Origin of the sequence: Paracoccus aminophilus JCM 7686 (assembly GCF_000444995.1) — a bacterium.
Taxonomy (GTDB): Bacteria; Pseudomonadota; Alphaproteobacteria; order Rhodobacterales; family Rhodobacteraceae; genus Paracoccus; species Paracoccus aminophilus.
The window spans coordinates 3,008,392-3,026,999 of record NC_022041.1; the positions used below are offsets into that span (position 1 = coordinate 3,008,392).

23 protein-coding genes are annotated in these 18,608 nt (G+C 62.3%); 1 reads left to right on the forward strand and 22 read right to left on the reverse strand.

The annotated features are described in order from the left end of the window. Positions 1 to 115: 115 nt before the first annotated feature. The gene (locus JCM7686_RS14685; protein ID WP_020951599.1) at positions 116 to 430 is read right to left on the reverse strand and encodes a hypothetical protein; all 315 of its coding nucleotides are present in this window, start codon (positions 428 to 430) and stop codon (positions 116 to 118) included. A gap of 71 nt (positions 431 to 501) precedes the next feature. On the opposite strand from JCM7686_RS14685, the gene JCM7686_RS14690 reads away from it, so the two are divergent. Then, positions 502 to 1,704 carry a DNA polymerase Y family protein gene (locus tag JCM7686_RS14690; protein ID WP_020951600.1) on the forward strand — a complete coding sequence of 401 codons (1,203 nt, stop codon included), beginning with the start codon at positions 502 to 504 and terminating at the stop codon, positions 1,702 to 1,704. 463 nt (positions 1,705 to 2,167) lie between these two features. Here JCM7686_RS14690 and JCM7686_RS24470 read toward each other — a convergent pair whose 3' ends face one another. The 21 genes from JCM7686_RS24470 to JCM7686_RS14780 form a co-directional block, all read right to left on the reverse strand. Further along, positions 2,168 to 2,431: a hypothetical protein gene (locus tag JCM7686_RS24470; protein WP_041527329.1), complete on the reverse strand. Its 264-nt coding sequence runs from the start codon at positions 2,429 to 2,431 to the stop codon at positions 2,168 to 2,170. 110 nt (positions 2,432 to 2,541) lie between these two features. Further along, positions 2,542 to 3,165 carry an SOS response-associated peptidase gene (locus tag JCM7686_RS14695; protein ID WP_020950730.1) on the reverse strand — a complete coding sequence of 208 codons (624 nt, stop codon included), beginning with the start codon at positions 3,163 to 3,165 and terminating at the stop codon, positions 2,542 to 2,544. Positions 3,166 to 3,416: 251 nt separating this feature from the next. Next, complete coding sequence (locus JCM7686_RS14700; protein ID WP_020951601.1) at positions 3,417 to 3,626, reverse strand: Pam3-gp28 family putative phage holin; 210 nt, start codon at positions 3,624 to 3,626, stop codon at positions 3,417 to 3,419. A gap of 20 nt (positions 3,627 to 3,646) precedes the next feature. After that, positions 3,647 to 4,279 (reverse strand): peptidoglycan recognition protein family protein, encoded by a 633-nt coding sequence (locus tag JCM7686_RS14705; RefSeq protein WP_020951602.1) that lies wholly within the window; start codon positions 4,277 to 4,279, stop codon positions 3,647 to 3,649. Positions 4,280 to 4,540: 261 nt separating this feature from the next. Beyond that, on the reverse strand, positions 4,541 to 4,801 hold the full coding sequence (locus tag JCM7686_RS14710) for a hypothetical protein (RefSeq protein WP_020951603.1): 261 nt from the start codon (positions 4,799 to 4,801) through the stop codon (positions 4,541 to 4,543). Positions 4,802 to 5,001: 200 nt separating this feature from the next. Next, on the reverse strand, positions 5,002 to 7,503 hold the full coding sequence (locus tag JCM7686_RS14715; protein WP_020951604.1) for a hypothetical protein: 2,502 nt from the start codon (positions 7,501 to 7,503) through the stop codon (positions 5,002 to 5,004). Between the two features lie 15 nt (positions 7,504 to 7,518). Then, positions 7,519 to 9,570 (reverse strand): phage tail protein, encoded by a 2,052-nt coding sequence (locus JCM7686_RS14720; protein ID WP_020951605.1) that lies wholly within the window; start codon positions 9,568 to 9,570, stop codon positions 7,519 to 7,521. Further along, on the reverse strand, positions 9,571 to 9,942 hold the full coding sequence (locus JCM7686_RS14725) for a DUF6950 family protein (protein ID WP_020950950.1): 372 nt from the start codon (positions 9,940 to 9,942) through the stop codon (positions 9,571 to 9,573). It lies immediately after the preceding gene. After that, positions 9,927 to 10,493 (reverse strand): hypothetical protein, encoded by a 567-nt coding sequence (locus JCM7686_RS14730; RefSeq protein ID WP_020950951.1) that lies wholly within the window; start codon positions 10,491 to 10,493, stop codon positions 9,927 to 9,929. The genes JCM7686_RS14725 and JCM7686_RS14730 overlap by 16 nt, the downstream gene beginning before the upstream one ends. Next, a complete protein-coding gene (locus JCM7686_RS14735; protein ID WP_020951606.1) occupies positions 10,493 to 11,170 on the reverse strand; it encodes a hypothetical protein in 678 nt (225 codons plus the stop codon). Before JCM7686_RS14735 ends, JCM7686_RS14730 begins: the two co-directional genes overlap by 1 nt. Beyond that, the gene (locus JCM7686_RS14740) at positions 11,171 to 14,029 is read right to left on the reverse strand and encodes a coiled-coil domain-containing protein (protein WP_020951607.1); all 2,859 of its coding nucleotides are present in this window, start codon (positions 14,027 to 14,029) and stop codon (positions 11,171 to 11,173) included. Further along, positions 14,029 to 14,178: a hypothetical protein gene (locus JCM7686_RS24755; protein WP_020950953.1), complete on the reverse strand. Its 150-nt coding sequence runs from the start codon at positions 14,176 to 14,178 to the stop codon at positions 14,029 to 14,031. Before JCM7686_RS24755 ends, JCM7686_RS14740 begins: the two co-directional genes overlap by 1 nt. Further along, positions 14,175 to 14,585 (reverse strand): gene transfer agent family protein, encoded by a 411-nt coding sequence (locus JCM7686_RS23575; protein ID WP_051201551.1) that lies wholly within the window; start codon positions 14,583 to 14,585, stop codon positions 14,175 to 14,177. Before JCM7686_RS23575 ends, JCM7686_RS24755 begins: the two co-directional genes overlap by 4 nt. Next, positions 14,585 to 15,073 carry a phage tail tube protein gene (locus JCM7686_RS14750; protein ID WP_236635820.1) on the reverse strand — a complete coding sequence of 163 codons (489 nt, stop codon included), beginning with the start codon at positions 15,071 to 15,073 and terminating at the stop codon, positions 14,585 to 14,587. Before JCM7686_RS14750 ends, JCM7686_RS23575 begins: the two co-directional genes overlap by 1 nt. Before the next feature lie 24 nt (positions 15,074 to 15,097). Continuing rightward, positions 15,098 to 15,304, reverse strand: a complete 207-nt coding sequence (locus tag JCM7686_RS24075) for a hypothetical protein (RefSeq protein ID WP_084621067.1) — start codon at positions 15,302 to 15,304, stop codon at positions 15,098 to 15,100. Further along, the gene (locus JCM7686_RS14755; RefSeq protein WP_020950956.1) at positions 15,297 to 15,731 is read right to left on the reverse strand and encodes an HK97-gp10 family putative phage morphogenesis protein; all 435 of its coding nucleotides are present in this window, start codon (positions 15,729 to 15,731) and stop codon (positions 15,297 to 15,299) included. The genes JCM7686_RS24075 and JCM7686_RS14755 overlap by 8 nt, the downstream gene beginning before the upstream one ends. A 72-nt stretch (positions 15,732 to 15,803) precedes the next feature. Continuing rightward, positions 15,804 to 16,157: a DUF3168 domain-containing protein gene (locus tag JCM7686_RS14760; protein ID WP_236635821.1), complete on the reverse strand. Its 354-nt coding sequence runs from the start codon at positions 16,155 to 16,157 to the stop codon at positions 15,804 to 15,806. A 29-nt stretch (positions 16,158 to 16,186) separates the two neighbouring features. After that, positions 16,187 to 16,528, reverse strand: a complete 342-nt coding sequence (locus JCM7686_RS24080; protein WP_041527848.1) for a head-tail adaptor protein — start codon at positions 16,526 to 16,528, stop codon at positions 16,187 to 16,189. After that, entirely contained in the window at positions 16,525 to 17,064 is a 540-nt protein-coding gene (locus JCM7686_RS14770) for a head-tail connector protein (RefSeq protein WP_020951608.1), read from the reverse strand. Before JCM7686_RS14770 ends, JCM7686_RS24080 begins: the two co-directional genes overlap by 4 nt. A gap of 2 nt (positions 17,065 to 17,066) precedes the next feature. After that, entirely contained in the window at positions 17,067 to 17,249 is a 183-nt protein-coding gene (locus JCM7686_RS24475; RefSeq protein ID WP_041527303.1) for a hypothetical protein, read from the reverse strand. Positions 17,250 to 17,296: 47 nt separating this feature from the next. Further along, positions 17,297 to 18,562, reverse strand: coding sequence for a phage major capsid protein (locus JCM7686_RS14780; RefSeq protein WP_020950959.1), 1,266 nt, complete (start codon positions 18,560 to 18,562; stop codon positions 17,297 to 17,299). Positions 18,563 to 18,608 lie beyond the last annotated feature (46 nt).

An 18,608-nucleotide genomic window follows, 5' to 3' on the forward strand; every position in this document is an offset into this window, starting at 1 on the left:
CGCTGCCGTTCTGACCACTACGGGCCTGAGCATTATTTTGCGCAATCCTTGCGCTGCTGACCCTGTCTCCCTCCGCACACCGGCGGCGCGGGCCGTGATATGTGAGACCAGCCGGTCACCGCACCCGCCCTCGATGAGCTTCCTCAATCAGCCTGGCCACGCGGCGGAGCTCCTGCTGCCGCAGCCCCGTGACCGGGATCGCGGCACCTTTGTCCCAAGCGATCCGGAGCATGTCCCCCTTGGGATGATCCTTGCAGGCGATCCAGAGGGCGACGTTGACGTTCGCGTCCACGCGCACATCCAGCCCGGCCGTGCGCACCGCAGCGGTGTGCAGGGTCTCGATCGCGCGTATCAGCTCCTCGCGCCCGGCGATCTGTTCTGACCAGGCACCGCCAAAGGCAACGTTCCGCAGCTGATCTTTCCTGTCCATTTCGTCCTCTTGCGATTCTTGAGAACAAAAATAGAACATACGGGACAGAAATCCAGCCACTCCGTAGCGACATGACCCCTTTCCGCGTCCTCTACATTGATATGAATTCGTTTTTTGCCTCGGTCGAGCAACAGCTCGAGCCCGCGCTGCGCGGCAAGCCGGTGGCGATCACCGCGGTCGATTCGGAGGCCGGAGCCTGCGTCGCCGCGAGCTACGAAGCCAAGGCCTTTGGCGTCCGCACCGGCACGCGCGTCGCTGAGGCGCGGTTGCTTTGTCCGGGCATCATCTTTCGCGCCTCGCGTCATCGCGTCTATGTCCGCTTCAACCTCGCGGTCGCCGATGTGCTCGATCGCCACGCCGAGCTGACCCATATTCGCAGCGTCGATGAGTTCCAGCTCGCGCTGTCTGGGGAGGCGCAAACGCTTGAGGGCGCGGCCGCGCTGGTCAGACGGCTCAAGGCGGCCGTGGCGGCCGAGGTGGGCCCTGCCCTGCGTTTCTCGGCCGGAATCGGCCCCAACCATCTGCTGGCGAAGATCGCGGGGAAATTGGAGAAGCCCGACGGCTTCCAGTGGCTCGCGCCCGAGAACATGCCCGAGCGCATCGCTCACCTTGTCCTGGACGATCTGCCGGGGATCTCACGCGCGTTGAAGGAGCGTCTCTATCGCGCGCGGGTCTTCGATGTGCCGACGCTCTGTCAACTCGATCCGCGCCATGCCCGGCAGATCTGGCGATCGGTCGAGGGCGAGCGATTCGTGCGGATGCTGCAAGGCATGGACATCCCGATCATGCCGACGATTCGCGGCGGCTATGGCAACTCCAAGGTGTTGTCGCCAGAATTCAGGGATCCGCGCCGCGCCTATCAGGTTGGGCGCTGGCTGACCGAGAAAGCAGCCGCCCGCCTGCGCCGCGATGGCCGCGTGGCCGGGCGATTCTCGCTCACGGTTTCATTCCTGTCCGGGCATAGCTGGGTCCGAGGCGTGTCCTGTTTTCCGACACAGGATACCTCCTTCTTTCTGCGGCTGCACCGGGCGCTCTGGCGCGCGCTGTGGCGCGGCGGGCGGCCCGGGCCGGTTCTGTCGATGGGGGTGAACCTGACCAATGTCGATTTGCTCACGGCGCGCCAAGGTGATCTGCTGGCCCCGCTCGCGCCTGCCGAGCGCACCCGCGGCGAAGAGGTCTCAGTCGCGGTTGACCAGATCAACGCGCGATTCGGCGACGGCATGATTCGCTATGGTATCCACCTGCCGCATCCGGGATTCTTCGAGCGCGGATGATGGGGTGGTATGGAGTAGGTTTGCGGTAGCGATGCGGGACAAAGCTGCCAGTCACATTCTGGTCAAGAAACCGAATATGAAAACGAGGCCTATAGCGACGAGGCCGGGCAACCATGATCTCCAAGAGCAAGGGAAGGCATAGGATTCCAAGTGAGCGCGACAAATGCGCTTACACATTCTCCAAGCGCGCTCCACGAATCTGCGCAGCGATGTTCCGCCGTCATCTGGGTCAATCATAGGACGAGCTTAGCATAGCTGCGACTGACGGCTAAGGGGCTCAAAGCGTCGATGACCTGATCCCGGCCTCAGAGCCGATTGGGTAAGAAATCTGACGGAAAGCCATCAATACCTGACAGAACATACAGATGGTGTCAGGTTTCAGAGATTTTTGACTCACGGAGAGAGGCATTGCTGACCCAGTGTGCCGGAGGCACGGCATATGCTATGCGGACATTCCGGGCAGTCAGGGAAGCTTTTCGTCGGGGTCATAGTCCTCGGCGCGCAAGGCCAGCTTGGGCTTTGGCGACCCTCCGCCATCCTGCAGAAGCGCTTCGACTGCATGCAGCAGACCAACCATGGCTTTGGATACCTCGTAGCCCATTGCATCCTTCAAAGCGCTCTCGATTCCAGCGTCTAGCGCCCAATGAACGTAAGCCCAACGCACTGCCCTTGCGCTTTCAGCATAGGCATTTTCGACAGCTACGTAGAACTCGTCGCGAACTTCCACCGTTGCGGCCTCTTCATCGTATTCGCTGAATACTGGCCGACACTGGCAATGACCGCAATGGGCTCCAAATCTACATCACCCCGGATCTGCCGAGCCGATCCCAGCAAGCCTCAAGCCTCGATTGGCTCGATCAGCTCGGGACCGTCATCGCGGATCCCGAAGGGGCGCACGGGATAATGGGAAAGCCGGGCGCCCGCGCCGATTTCAAGGTCGTTGGATCCGCCAAGCCACGCGTCCCGTTCGTCTGAGTTCAGGATCACGGGCATGCGTGTGTGGATCTCTTGGACCGAAGCATTGGCGGCGCGGGTCATGACCGTGCATGTCAGCAGATCGCCCCACCGCGACGCCAAGCCCGCGACCCAGAGCGTATCCTCATTGCCCGCAGAGCGGATAAAATGCGGCTGCTTGTGGCCGGTTTCGCCCGTCCATTCGTAATAGCCCGCCACCGGGATCAGGCAGCGGCCATATTTCCAGACCCCGCGAAACGTCGGCTTGCTCTGCGCCTCCTCGATTCGGGCATTGAAGGTGGCAGCCTTCCAGTCCTTCAGCTCACCCTTGTGCCAGCTCGGCACCAGCCACCAGCGCGCGATCATCGGCTCGAGAGGCTGCTTGCCGAAGATCAAGATGTCCTGCGTCGGTTTGACGTTCCAGCGCCGAGGCAAGGGATCGACCCTGATCTCGGAAAACTCCTCATCGGAGCCGCGGCGGTTAGGGTCTGCGAAACGTCCACACATAGACCGAGGCTACGCCCCACCCGCCCGTTGGACAAGCACCTGCCGTTTTAGACAGGAAACCCGTTCTGCATCGCAGCGTTGTCTTTGCGTGATGAGTGACGCCTGTTGATTGTGTTTTTAGCGAGTGCATATTTTGGTGACCGCCCAGGATGTTTTCTGGCGGTTGCTCGCTGTTCAGGGGCGGTTTTTTCCGCCCCTTATCAGCCCCCAGAGCAGCGCAGCCAGCACTGCGCTGGCTAGCAGCACCGCGATCACGTCGCCCCGCCTTTCTTCTTGGCGACACGCGACCAGATCACGGTCGCCGCATAGATCACGAGCCCCGCGAGAACGACAGCGAGGTCGTTCAGATAGATGGTGAGCATGCCCGTTGCCTCATCGAAGCTGACGAAGCCAAGCGCGGTCAGCGCGCCGGCCAGCGGGTAGAGGATATAGCGGATAATCAGAGCGATTTGCCCAAGCATAGGAACGGTTCCTTTCGGTTTCAGAGGGTGGAGAGTTCGCGGGAGACGAGATCGCGCAGGCGATCGCCCACGCTGATCGGATCAGCGGGACCGGCCATGCCGGGTAGCACCGTGATGTCCCATTTGTTTTTCTGGACCACGCCGAGGCTCGGCTGGATCTCGGCATGAGAGAGCGTGGACCAGCGCGACACCGGAATGTCGTAGAGCCGGCACAGCCGCGCGGTCTCGCGCGCGAGCGCCGACACCTGCACCGGCCGGATCGGGGCCCGGCCCCAGACGAACGGACGTTCATTGGCACCGGCCATTGCACAGATGGAAAGGCCGATCGCGCCGCCATTGGCGCCTTGCGTATGCGTGCGCTGCGTCGCGGGACCGGCCAGCCAGCGCACCTCACCATCGCCGAGGATCAGCGCATGATAGGCGGCGATGGCCTCGGTGCTGGCGGCATAGCCGCTCACGGCCCAATGCCAGTGAATCCGGGTGACCCCGCTCGGATGCTGAAACGGCAGGCCCCGCGCCTTCTGCGCGGCCAGCGCCGCTGCATAGGCCGCGCGCGTCCGACTGCCGTCGATCCCGTCGATCGGGCCCGGCCAAAAGCCCAGGGCAGCGCAGCGCGCCTGCCGCGCGCGCACCGCGTTCATGACTGCGGTCATGTTCTCTCTCCTGAAATGAAAAAACCGCCCGGAGGGGCGGCAGCGTGTGGTATAGTTTTAGAGGGTCTGCGCCTTCCGGTGAGACGCCGGCAGACCTAGGCCCTCAGCTTGTGCGCACACACTCTCTGAGGGCCTAACTATCCTAGACAAATTAATTTAATCTGCTGTAAGCTTAATTATCTGGTTGCGATCGGCCCAGTTCACATAGCTTGCCGTGATCGGATACGGCCCCCGTCTCGCATGTCAATCAACGGGGGCCGCTCATCCTCGCTCGCGCATTTCTGTATAGATCCGATCGAGCGTCAACTTGATCCCAGACAGAGCCTCTTCAACCCGGACCATTTGCAGCGCATGCGACTGGATTGATTGCTCCAACCCACGCAACCGTGCTTCATGCCGGTCAAGTCTATCTGTATCTCCTTTGTCATTTGCGCTGACCCGGCCTTCGAGGCGGACCAACCAGACCACGACACTGATCGCAGCAATGATGAGCGGTAAAAGCTCTTTGAGTGGTTCGATCATTGCGCCTCCTGCGCATCAGAGAAAGGTCGAATGGTGGCGGGATGATTGCGCGGTATGGTTGTCTTACCGTCGGGTTGACGAAGGCGACGGTATGGTCAGGCTTCCCTGTTCTTCTCGCTCCTGGCCATCTGACTGCGCAGGGTTAGCGCTCCGCCATCTCGCTGACCCTGCATCTTTCTCTTAAGTCTCAGATCCGCACCTCAGGCAATCGGCACCTCGAAGCTGTGCATCGGGCGATAGACCGGCAGGCCGGTGATCGGGCCGGTGCCCTGCCAGACCTCGCGGATCGAGCCCGCTGAGGTGACATAGCGTGTGTCGATCTCACCCGCATTCGGGCGGCGATAGACATATTGCAGCCGGGCCGAGCTGTTCGGCGTGCCCGAGAGGCTCAGGGTGATCTCGCGATCCCCGGTTTGCTCAACCCCGGTGATTGTGGCGCTGTCGTTCGAGAGGCTGAAGCCGAGATGGGGATCGAGCGGCACCATGTCCCGGTCGATCATAATCGGCGTCAGGCTCTCGACCGCGAGGATCACCTTGTTGCCGAGCCCGGCGGCGCGCTCGCCTTTGGGAAAGGCACACCACCAGGGCAGGCCCGCAACGTGGTTGCGATAGGCAAAGGCATCCATCTCGCGCAAACGAACCTGCGACAGATAGGAGGTGTGGATATGATCGGGCGTCCCGCCGCGCGCCGTGCCCATCGGCAGGTGATAACGCGGCCCGACATCGACCACCCGATGACCCGCCAGGCGCGCCTGTCGCATCAACTCGCGCAAAGCGTATTTGACCTGCCAGTCGCTACCAAACGCGGACATGGCTGTGGTGCCGCCCGGAATATCGACCAGCCAGACCACCGGCAGGCCGGTGAACGCCAGATCGGCCTCGATATCGGCCATGTAGCCGAGCCCGTCAGCCGTATAGGTCGCCCACGGGTCGCGCCGGTTGGTCTCGCCATGGGTGAAGGCGATCACGATTTCCGTGGGCGGAACCGGGGCATAAGTCATCACCGCTGTCACCCACTCGATCATGCGAATGCGCTGGGGCGCCGGCGCGCCACTCGGCAGGACTTTCCAGATCGCAAAATTCGGATCGGTCGCCGTGAATCCCGCGCCGCCGCGCCCATGACTGCCGGCGTAGATCACCCCGGCCCCGCGCGGATCGAGCGCGTTCGACGCAGAGGCAAGAGCCTCGGCCGAGGATTGGACGCCGGTGATCTCGGCGGGCACAAAGCCGGTGATCGCCTTGCCCGGAGGTTGACCATTCCAGCCGCGCAACGCGCCGAGCTCGCCGACACCATCATTCGACATCAGCACGAAGTCGGGCGTTTTCGCTGGAATATAGAGCGGAGGGCCCTCCATCTCGGAGACAGCTGCATTGGACTGACCCAAGACCATGACAATCGCGACCCGAGACGGCAGCCAGTGCCATGCCCCGTCGCCGCCGACCGTATAGCGCGCCGCAGCGCCGATCCCGGCATCGCCAACCAGCTGGGTTACGCCGCCAACGCGGCGCGGCAATAGGGTCGCCGAGGCGGGCAAGGGCTCGGGGGGCGTATAGCCGCCGCCCGAGCCGCTGCCCGAGACCGTGGCCAGCGCGGCCTGCATCTGGGCGAAGGTCGGATGATCGCGGGCGACCCATTCCGACGACCACCGCAGGATCCACCACTTTGCATCGAGGTCTTTTGCATATTCATCGGTTTCAGGCAGGTCGGGCAGCCTGCCAATCGTCGCCCAGATTGCCTCTCCCGGCGCGTTGCCCTTCGTAATGACAAGCACTTTCGCTCCTGCCGGGACGGTGATCCCAGACGGTCGCAGATTGTTTGCGACGACGCGCTTGACGGCGCCGTCGTACATGTCATCCCGCAGCACCTGGGAAGACGAGGCCCGCCGCCACCATTGGTTACCCGTGCCGTCGCGGCGCAGCGTGTCCGTTACCACGCCATCGCTCGGCGCAGAGGCTCGAACCCATTTCGCGGATTCCGTCCCGACTGATTTGGTGACGTCGATGCACTGCGTCCCGGTCGGGGGGATCGCGCCGTCGATCGTCAGGCTGTTGTTCGCATATTGCCAGACCCGACCAGAGCGCAGTTCGGAGGTGTCAGCCTTGGCCGCGAGATCACTCTCGATCGACGTTGTCGAGAACGTGCGCCCCCACCATTGGCCGGTCGCATCCTGAACCAAAACATCCGTCGCGCCGCCGCTCGTCGGCGCCGATCGTCGAACCCAGTCGGCCTGGCCAGATCCGGTCGTCTTATGCACCGCGATCATTTGGGTGCCGGTCGGGGGCGTAGCGCCCACCGGCGTCAGGTCATTGCGGGCATAGCGCCAGACCCGGCCATTGGGCAGATCGGTCTCAACGGCCGAGACCCGCGCCTTGATCGCCGGCGTATCCTCGGAGAGATACCACCACGCGGCATCGGCGGTCTGGGCATGGATCGCCGGATTGACCGGGTTCGGAGCCGATCCAAGCCGACGCCAGTTAAAGGTCCCGGAGTTATTGGCGACGATGATCTGGTTCGTGCCGGGCGGCGGGGTCTGCGCGGAGAGATTGGTGCTCGAGCTGTGCCAGAGCCTGCCATTGCGCAGATCCGTGAGCTCAGCATTCGTGCCCGTCTGCATCTCCGTCATCCAGGTCCGGATATCGGCCTTGGGCACAGCGGAGCCATTCGGGTAAATCTCACCCGGCGTCTTGGTCGTCGTGACCATGGGGAACCTCAGTCTTTAAGGGAGATATTGGCCGACAAGCACCTCAGCCGAGGTCTTGCCGCTTTGATTTTCTGATCGGAGCCAGTAGCGCGCACCCTCGGACGGGATGCTGGCCGTGATCGCGACCTCGGACGAGGTGTCGTAATTCCAGCGCTGAAAGACCGCCGCGCTGAACGGCGCGCCCGGCGCCGCGCGCCACAGTCCGGTGCGGTAGTAATTGGCGCCGAGATCCGGAGCCATGATCACCGTCAGCGTGCCGCCAGCCGTCCCGGACTTGCTGATGATCTGCGGCGCATCGGGGGGCGTGGTATTGGCGACAACTTCGATGCCCGTCACCGTCGTAATTTCCGACGCCGCATCATTGCCGCCCGGCGCCGCGCCGCTATCTGGGCGCGCGCTATACCAGCCGATCCCGATCTCATATTCGCCGCGATCGGCATTGGGCAGGCTCCGCGCGACGAGCTTGCCACCCACCCGGATGTCCTGCACCTCGAGCCCATAGCGAAAGCTCGAGCCCGCGCGCCGGTAATAGCCGCCGAGATAATACGGCCCGTCAATCGGATCGACCTCGATGCGGATATAGGGCGGCCCGTCATTGTTGACGATGGTCAGGGAGGAGATCACCGGCGCCGCGAGAAGCTGCGGACCGGGCTCGGTCTTGTCCGGGACCGAGGGCGGGTCGCCCTCCTCCGCGGCAGTCCAGCTAAAGCTCGCCGGATCTGCCGCGATCAGCTGGACCGTGACCACGCCCTCATCGCCCTCGGCGTCAAAGGCAAAGCCGTCGATCCAGGCGCTCGCATTAATCAGCCCAAGCTCGGGCAGATGCAGGCGCACGGTTTCTTCTTCGAGGAGCAGCAGCCCCCAGAAGCGCAGCCGCACCGTCGCCCGCCAACTCGGGTTGAGCTTGGCCATCTTGATCTTGCCAAGCCTTCGGGCCTGCCCGTGGCTTTGCACCCAAGGGAGATCGATCTCTTTCGCCGCGCTCTCGCCATAAAGCGCCAGCGCCGCCGCATCATCCCATGGGTCCGCGCTGGTCTGCTGCCAGCCGATCTCAGGCGCGACATATTTGGGGACCAGCGTGGTGACGCGCTCGAACTCGCCCGAGCCCGGCCCGATGTCGAGGCTGACGATATGCTCCTCCCGGATCGTGTAGCTCGGCGCGCGCCATTTGCCGACCCGAAAGCCGATCTTGCCCTCGCTGGTGATGTAGAACCGCCCCGCAGAGGCATCCTCGAGGCGGCGCAGGACATCGACCACCGGTTCGGACAGGGCATAGCTGCCGCCGCCGATATAGCGCCGCGCCGTGCCCGCCGCCTTGCGCGGGATTGGATCCTCGCAATCGGCAATGGCCTGGGCGAAGGAGGCCGTGTCGAGATCGGCCAGCCGCAGCGGGCCATAGCTCGGATGGGTCAGCACATCGCGCGCTTGCACGGCAAGATTGTCGGACCAGGTCGCGTCGCCGGTGATCGGGTTGTGGCAAGCATCGCCCTTGATCAGCGCCGATATCTGCGGATCGCCCCCGCTATAGATCTCCGAGATCTTGTCGCCTTTGACCGCATCGAAGGTGCCCAAGATCGTGCCGACCCCGCGCAGCCGGTGGTTCGGCGTCCAGCCCGGAAACGCTGCCTGCAGCGCCGCATAGGCCCCGCCCGATTGCAGGGCGCTCTGCCCTGAGCGCCAGTCGATGCTGACCACGCCGGCATAGGGTTTGCTGGTCACGGCAGTTCCTGAGAGCGTGATCTCTTTGTCATTGAGCCAGACCGTCTCAACCGCCGAGATCCCGCCCTGCCCCATCGCCAAGAGCTTGAAGAGCCGCCGCTGGCCGCCGACCTGCGCCCAATCCCAAAACATCGCGGCGCCCGAGGCGCGCACCCGGCCAAGATGGCGGATGCGCTGCGCGTTGCTGTCGCGCAATTCGGTCTGCAGATCGCGCGGCTTCGGCCCTTTCGGCTGGTTGACCTTGGCCACCGCCATATTCAACGCGATGGCTGCCGCCGTGCGCAACAAGAAACCTGCCGTTGTCTGCGCCGTGATTGTAGCGGCCAGCCAAGGACCAACTTGTGGCATTCATCTTCCCCAGATCTGGATTGCTTCGGCGCGGACCAGCCCGACACCATGCGGCTTGCGAAAAGCCCATTTCTCGCCATGGCGGATCGCCGCGACCTCATGGCCCGCGACCGCGATCACCGCGACATCGCCCTCGCGCGCAGCCGCGCGTTGCGGCAGCGGGCATTCCCGCGCCAGAAACCCCGGAAGATTGCCGCCGGTGATCCTCCGCATCTCCACCTCGGTCGCATAGCGCCCGCGCCAGCGCGCCGCCGGATCGAGGTCCCAATGCAGGCGGCACCAATCCGCGACCCAGATCGTGCAATCGACCTCGCCCCAGCTCCAGGGCCGGTGCCAGCTCTGGCGGATGTAATCGCCTACCCGCGCAGCCAACCGGTGATGACCTTGCCGACGAGGGTCGGGGCAAATTCGCAGCCGCGATCCCCGGCCGAGCGCCGTTGCTGGTCGCGGTCGGTATATTCGCCAAGCGGTGTCATATTGCGGATGTCGAGCGGGCTCTCGGCGCGGATCTCGAGATATTCGAGTTCAGCGGTCTGGACCTTTTTGACATCGCGGATCTTACCCCGATGCATCGAGACCATCGGCCCAACCGGCACGCCGCCGGAATAGAGCTGCAGGTATTGCTGGATCGGACGCCCCCACCATTCGGCGCGGTTGTCGAGCGCGGCGAGCAGGAGCGGCAGAGGGTTCTTGCCGATGCGATAGATCGCGGGCACCGCCTCCAGCGGACCACCGGATTCGATCGCCGCCGCCTGGACCCAATCATGGGCGGGTTGCCAGGTGACCCCGCCGAGCGTGTCCGGCGTGCTGCCCTCGATCAGCCGATAGCTCGCGCTGGCAAATGCGACATGGAACAGGCGCCGACACTCGACCAGCTCGCGATTGGCGTCGAGAAGCGCGACCTGCGCAGGGGTGAAAGCCATTATCGATCAAACGCCTCGACAAAGTTGACGGTGACCTGCTGGCCCAATTTGAGGTTCTCGCGTACCCGCCGCCCCTCATCGTCCGAGGCAAAGCGGCCATAGAACCGCGGCGGATCTGTGACGAGCCGGACGCCAAGCGGCAGGTTCGCGCGCAGCGGTGGCTCGAACGAGACCTGACCGCCGGGCTGGCTGTCGGTGACCCGATAGAGAAATCCATCGCGCGAGAACATGTCGCCGGGGCGCAGGTTCGGGCGCGTCGGATTGCTGGTCTCGGTCACGAAAGAGGTCGCGCCGGCCGAGGCCGCCGCTTTGAGCAGGAGATCCTGCATGCCGCTGGTCGGATCCGCGAGTCCGGTGCCGTCCGAGAACCAGACGTCATCGTCGAAGGGCCATTGCCGGGACGCGACCCGCGGGCCGTAGCGAAACGGATCGCAGATGCAGAGGCTCGCGATATTGGTCCGCCCCCGCATCCGCGTCACCAGCACCTCGAAGGCGCGCAGCCGGTCAGCTTTGAAGGTCTGGGCAAAGGTCAGCGAGACCTCCCAAACCGCCGAGTTGACCCCGATAACCTGCTCTGACCCGGCAAGGTTGCGCCCGGCGCTGCGCGTGGTCCATTTCAGAAAGAAATCGGTATCGCGCAACCCAAGGCCGCAGGGCCATTCGATGATCTCTGGCATTCATGTTCTCTCGCCGAGTAATTTTTGGGCAGCCCGGTAGCGGGAGATGAACTTGTCATTCTCGCGCGCCAACGCCGCGTTGATGAGCGTCACGGTCTTCTCGCTAGCATCGCCCGCGATATGGATCTGCGGCGCAAAGGTTGCGCTGCCGCCGCCCTGCCCCCCGCGCAGCGCGGCCTGTGCTTGCGGCACGCTCAAGATCCGACCATTGACTGCGGGGACGAATGGCTCCGGCCCGCGCTCGCCCGTCATGTACATCTGACCGGCTGTGACCGGGCCGCCGTTGGCGCGTCCAGGGAGGACTGCAGGCGCGCCCGCAATACGCAGCGCCCCGGTCAGCTTGTCGCCCCCGCCGAAGATGCTGCCAAACAGCCCGCCAAGAAGGCCCGATCCGCCACCGCCAGAGAATGGCCCAGACCCGAACAGTGCCGCTTCCAGCGCGGCTTTGGCCAGCATCTTGGCGACATTGCCGAGGACATCAGCAAAGCTGTTGCCCGCCACGATCGCGTCGAGCAGGCCGTCCTTGAGGGTGTCCTGGACGCTCGCCATGAACTGCTGGCGCTCGGCCACCTTGCCTTCCGCAACAGCACGCTCATTCGTTGCGATGATGTCAGCCTTTTTGGCCTCGCCCAGAGCCTCGATGGCCTGCTTGTAGGTCAGGGTGCTACCGGTCATCAGCGTATCGAGATCGACATTGCGGCGCTTGGCGTCGGCAACCAACATCATGATGGTCTTTTGCTTTTCGAACTCGCCGTTGATTTCTGCGATGGCACGTGCCTGATCCTGCGCGCCCATGCCGGAGGCTTTGACCGCCGCAATCTGGTCAGATTGCTGGCGGGCCATCTCGACAGTCTGCTGCTGGGTCAAAAGGTTTTCAGAAAGCGTCTTTCCGTATTCCTTGGCTTGCTTGGCAAGACGCTCGCGCTCTTTGATCTCCTCATCCAGCTTCTTCTGGATCTCGGGATCAGCAAGCGGAATGGACTGCTGGCCCCATGCCGCGTTTATCACGGAGCGATTGACACCCTGCGTTGACGTCCAGACCCGACCCAGATGCTCAACGTCTCCGGGTTTAATCTCGCGCAGCAACTGCTGCGCAAGACGGTCCTGAAGCTCGGCGGTAAACAGCGTGTCCAAAGAGAGATTGAGGGTCTTAATCAGCCCGCCGCTGCCATCGAGACCTTTGCCGCCGAGCGTCGACCCGACAATCTGATATGCACCAACAGCAGAACTGTTCTTGGTGTTCTCCGGGTGCGACAGCATCTGCTTTTGCAGTGCAAGCACTTCACGGAGGGTCATATTGACAAGGTTGACGGAGCCTCCGGTATACTTCCCATGATCCAGCGTCACATTGTAGTCGCCACCGCTCTCTCGGCGCTTGATGAGTTCGAGGATGCCTTTTTGCGCCGCCGCTCCATCCCGCCCCCATTCGGTCGCGGTATTGCCAGTCACGCTCTGAACCAAGCCGTCGATGAACCCGCCGGCACCGGCCTTTAGACGCTGTTGCATGGCCTTGAACAAATCGTCATTGGCAAGGGCCAGTGCCCTGGTCTTATCCGCCTCTTGGTCGATGAGATTAATCCGCTCCCGAGCCATCCTGATTGCCTCGGCATTTCCGGATTTGATCGCCTCATCCAGCATCTTCTGCGCCGTGAGCCGGTCGTCAGACAGCTTTTTGAGCTTTTCGGTATCGGTCTGATATTGCTCAGTGACGCGCTCGATTTCGCTCCGCGCGGCCCGGATCTGCTTCTGTGCGGCGGTCATGGTGGCTGAAATTTGGCCTGCCCAACCTTCAAGAAAAGCTTGATCTGCACCTTTGTTTCGCGACAGCTCCACAACCAAAGAGAGTAGATTTTCAGCATCTTTCGCGACCGCGTCGATGCTGTTTGAACTATCAGTTCGGTTGAGAGCCATCATCAGCCGTTCGGCCTGCTCTGCGGTCGCTCCCGTCCTGCGCTTAAGCAGGTCCATCTGACCCGCCAAGCGCTGCTGCTCGAGGTAGGCCATCTGGCGGTTTGCGGAACCATCAGCCCTTTTCGGCACCCGCTGGGGGTTGAGGTCGACCCCGAGTTCAGCGCTAAGGGCGCGGGATGCACCAAGCAGATCTTTCTGAGCCCTTAACGACGACAACCCGGACATAAATCCGTTTGCCCGCGCAACCTCATCGGCAAGATCACCATAACGCTGACGCAGCACATCAATCGGGGTCGCAGCTTCCTCGGCAGATCGCGCATAGGCATCCGTGCTGTCATTGAGCCGCTTTATGCGATCATCCAGTGACTCCGCGTCAAAGGCTACCTTAAGAAGGGCTGCGCCAAGAGGAATAGCGATAGCCGCGCCGGCGCCAGCAATTGCGCCCCAAGCGCCAAACGCGCCGAGCAGCTGAGGCAACTGTTGACCCAAAGCCTGCGCCGCGCTGGTCCCTGAGCCCACCTGCACAGCGAAGTCGCCAACCTGCCAACCAACCTGTTGCAGCTGTCCAGACATATTGCCAGATTTTCGCGTGGTATTCTCGATGGCACCGGTTGCGATGTTCAACTCGCGAGCCGCGCGCCCAACCTGCTCAGCATATTGCTTCTGCCCGATCGCCCCGACGTCCAACGCACGATCGAGCCGCTTGAGCTCATCTTCATAGCGCTTTGCGGCTCGATAGACCGGGTCGTAGGCTTTGCTAAGCTTATCAAGTTCGCGCTCATGCGCCTTAACGGCTTGGGTATTCGTCACTTTTCCCTGGGCATCGACAAAGGCCTTTTGCGCCTCCTCCCCACGCTTCTTGTAGAAGGCGACGACCTTGTTCGCCTCTTTGACAAGCTGCGAATCGGAGAAGCCAGCCGATACGACAAGATCTGGTTCATCAGCCATCAGAAGCCCTCAACACCCATTGCTGCGAGATCGGCATCGGACAGTTCACCGCCCGCGCCGCGTGTTTTCCAGCCATTGGCCTTGCCGTAACCATCGACCCGGGCCGTGAACTCCCAGACGCTGAGCTGAGCCAAATCGGCGTGCGTCATGCCAATGGCGGCTGCGAGGCCGTGGATGGCGCTGAACTTCCACTGTCCGTTTTTTCGCTGTTCTCCGGTGTCGGCGTCACCGGCCCAGGCTCCCCCACAGGATCATCCGGCGGGCCATAGAGCGCGTGTCCGAGAATGGCCTGCGCCGGGACCTTGAACTCGATCAAGGGATGCCGGTCGAATGCAGCCATGACGCGCGCCTGGGCCTCGACGGCGGAAAGTCCGCCGCCAATCAACCCGGCACGAACCGTCTCGAACAGATCGGTTGCCGCCCATTGCCCAAGGTTGATCCGGTTCAGCAAGAACTCTGGACCCGCCTCGGTCTTCTGCTGAAGCAACTCCAACTGGGCGAGCGGCAGACGGAATGCATGTTCACCACCCGGCCAAATAAGGACCAGCGCTTCCATCACGGCCCCGCTTTCACGAGACGAGCAGGAACGCCGTCAAATTGAAGCTCGATCGCACAGGTGACTTTCTGACCCTTGGTGCGCTGATTGGTCAGTGTGGTCAGCAGTGCCGGCCCGACTTCATATTCGGTGTCACCGGGCGCTGCGTTCAAATGGCCGACGCGGATCTGTTTCGGCGCCCCAGAATAGAACCAGTCCAGCATATCGCCGTGCGACTGCTGGGCCCAGGATCCATCAGCGGACACAGAGACATCGATGCTGCGAACCGCCTTTTCGACATCGAGCGGCAGGCTTTCATCATTGCAGTCGCCCGGAACCTCCGAGGTGTCGACCTGCGCGCTCCGCGTGATCGTGACGCCGATCAGGCCGCAAATCCGCGTCCAGGCCGTGCCGTTTTCTGAGGTTTCGAGCACCATCTGCTCGAACTTTTCTGTAATGGGCTTCGCCATTGGGTCTCTCTCCATGAAAAAGCCGCCCGAAGGCGGCACCGGATGACAATCTCTGTAAAAGGGCTATTCGGCCTTTTTATTTCCTGTGCTCGAGCGGCTTGCCGAACTGCTAGCATTCGGCAGGACCTCGGTCGCACGACCCGCCGCGACCGCCGCATCAATCAGCTCGCGTGGGAAATACTGCGGCTCCGGTGACGGATAGACCGACCACCCTGCGTTGCGGATCCGGCTCGAATAGTGAAACTCACCATGGAAGATCGCCTTAGCCATTGCGCCAAGCCTCCTTGATCGCTGCGCGTACTTCCTTGCGGATTCGCTTGCGAAACTCCGCTTTCCTGGCCTTCCAAACCGGAAAGAAAAATGGCTGCGCCGGAACGCCTGTACTGGTTCCGAACTCATGGAAGCGGGCATAAAAGGCATCGGCATTGCCGGCGTAGATCTTGATACGCAGGGTGGCATATTGATCGCCCTTGTTCTTCCCGCTGCGAATCTCATCGATCATGAACGTACCGGCGGGAACTTCGCCCCAGGTCCAGCCAATGGAATCACGCAGATCGCCTTGATCATGCGGGGCCGCTGCTTTCATGGCCGCAACGATTTCCGCCGCGCCCTCTTCCATGGCTTTTTGTGCAGCCTCTACAGCAACCGCTGGGATGTTCTTGAGCTTTGCAACAATGCGAGGGTTGAGCCTGGCCATTTTCTCTCCTGTAGTTGGCAGCGCTCTGCCTTCCGCTCGCGCGGCGATGGGCACGCGAACCTCAAGCAGCCCCTAGGCTTCAATCTCAACCTCGATCTGCAGAACGCCGTGCACGTAATCAGGATCGGGATCACCCATGACACGAACCATGCTGACCGTGACGGGATGCATGGTGACCGCGTCAATATCGGACCAACCCTGCAGGCATGCTGCAATATCATCTGTGAGGTCCTCCATCGCCCCTTTCGTGGTTCCATGCCCCCAAACGTCGATCTGCAAGGTGAGCACGCGGCCATCGATGCAATCCGCATCGTCCGACGCCCAGTGGCTTGGCCCGAGCGTCACATATGGCGAGGGCGTTACCCGCCCTGCCTGATCAAACACCCGCCCGCCCAAGTCTGGCACCGCAGCGATCATCCGGTCCATGACGATCTGACGAAGTATGCGCCCTGCCCTCAACCCCCTGCCTCCACCAACATCTCCAGAAAGCGCGGACGATTCGTCCGCCGCGGCAATTCCTTGAGATCAAAGATCCGGCCTTCCACCACCGCGCGCCAATCGGCCATGATGCGCAAGGTTTGCGCCGAGAGCCTAACGGACAAGATTGCGGGCGCTCTAGCCGAAACCCGCGCCTGCATCACCGCCTCGCTGCCGCGCAGTGGCTTGACGTGAGCACTGACTGTGAACTGGTCTTCCCAGCCCTGAACCAATTTACCGTCGCGATCCCGACTTTCGACGGGCGACTGGAAAACGACCGTGTCGCGTCGACGCCCCGACCTGAGATGATCCTCGCTCACCACGCCCCCCGCCGATGATTGCTCAAGAGACCGTCGACCACCGTCCAAGCGGGGCGAGCCTCGTTTTCACGATCCCAATCCGCATTGCCGACGAGGAGCAGGATCGCGTGCTTAACGTCATCGGGAGTCGCGTCGCCAAAGGTGCCCGTAATGCTAATACGCGAGCCTTGCTGGATATGCGGCCATACCGCCCCATGATTCAGCACAATCTTCGGATCAAGCCCATCGGCACGAATGGCAAATACACCTTGATCCAAGACCTGAGCCTCACCGGCGGGATCGACGAAGGCAATTTCCGTAATGGACAGCAAAGGGGCGGCCGGAACGCGTGCAAAATCCGCAAAGCTGTCGCATCCCCATGTCATGAGATGCGCGGCAAAGGACCTGTTGCAATAGGCCTCGACATGCGCCCGTGCCGCAGACACAAGAAAGCCGATCTCGGAGGTCAACTCATCCTCGTTGACACCGAGATAGTCTGCGACGATCTCTGGTGCCACGGCCTCCGCCGTCACCTCATCGGAAACCGGATACCACATGATCAGGCTTTCGCGCGCTTTTCTGACGCAGGCTTCTTGGTCGCGGTCTCGACCGCCGGATCCATCGCAACGGCAAAGCCGGCCGCAATCAACCGCAAACCCTCAGCTTTGGGAAAGTCGTGCTCATCTCCCGGCGCAAGATTGTATTCTGGCCCGCTCAGTCCGGTCAGCATTTTGACTCTCATCATGCCCTCCAATGAAAATGGCGGGGCCCGAACCCCGCCAGATTGACTTATGCCGCCGTGATCAGGTGCTTGACCGCAGCGGTGTCGCCGAGCTCGCCATCAAACCGGATCAGACCAGCCATGCCGAGATCGGGCCAGAAGCGCTCGCGCAGAACGCCGATCACCGGCTGCCCGACCTTGCGCACGAAATACTTGCCGAAATCGCCGAAGATCATCGGCTTCGACGCAGCCTCCAGCCCGGCCATCGCCTGGTTGATGCTGTAACGGTAGCCGAGCAAGGTACCGGGGATGCCGTTCTGGATATCGCCACTGCTCCAGATGTAGCGCCCCTCGCCATCCTTCAGCTTGCGGATCGCCGCCAGCGTCAGGTCGTTGAACATGAAACGCACCTTCGGCGACTGGCGATAAGCCGGATTGACCGAATGGATGAGGTCGATGATTTCATCCACCGTGATGGCGGCTGCCGCGGCGGCCGTCTTGCCGAGGGACGAGGCGGTGACGATGCCGTTCGGATCGCCCACCCCGTCGCCGACAGTGAGCTCGCGGTTGGCAATGCGGCCGAGGCGCTCACCGAGCAGCTCGCCCAAAAGGCTCTCGAAATTGAAGATGCTGTCCTGTCCCAGCTCCATGGACCAGCGCACGAATTCGGTATCATAGACATAGGCGTCCAGCGACTTCTGCCCGAAGGTGACATCCTTGCCGCCGTCATCGGTCAGGGCCGCGCCTTCGGTGTGCTTTTCGGCTGTTACCGCCGTATCGTCCACCGTCGGGATCTTCACGGGATTGCCCGAGGCCGTGACCATCGTGGTGGTGATATCCTCGTCATACATCGGCCCCCATGCCGCCATCGATTTGATGATCTGGTTTGCCAGCTCGGTCGGAACGGTAAAACCACCCGCAGTGGTCGTGCCGGTGTTTTGCGCGCGCATTTCCTGGGCGCCCGCCTTCAGAACCGCGCGCTCTTCCGCATTGAGTTCGCCCAGATCGGCACCATGGGTGACGAACTTGTGGAAGACCTCGCGGTATTCCAGCTTGTCGCCACCGTCCTGACCTCGGCCTTCACCACCGGAAATCGGACGCTGGCGCGAGCGCTGTTCGTCTTCAGCATCCGCCGCGCGCTTTTCCGCATCGACCATACGCTGCTCGCGCTGGATCTGGCCTTCGACCTTGTCGAAGTCGGCCATGATCGTGTCGTGGCGCTGATCCAGTTCAGCGGCACGGCTCTCATCGGTGTTCTTGGTGATTTCATCCAGCGCGGCGCGGGCGTCGGTCACAAGCTTATTGCGCTTTTCGATCAGGTCTTTGAGGGCCATCTTGGCTTCCTTCTATGTGAGAACGCACAAAATCCGCCTGAAGCGG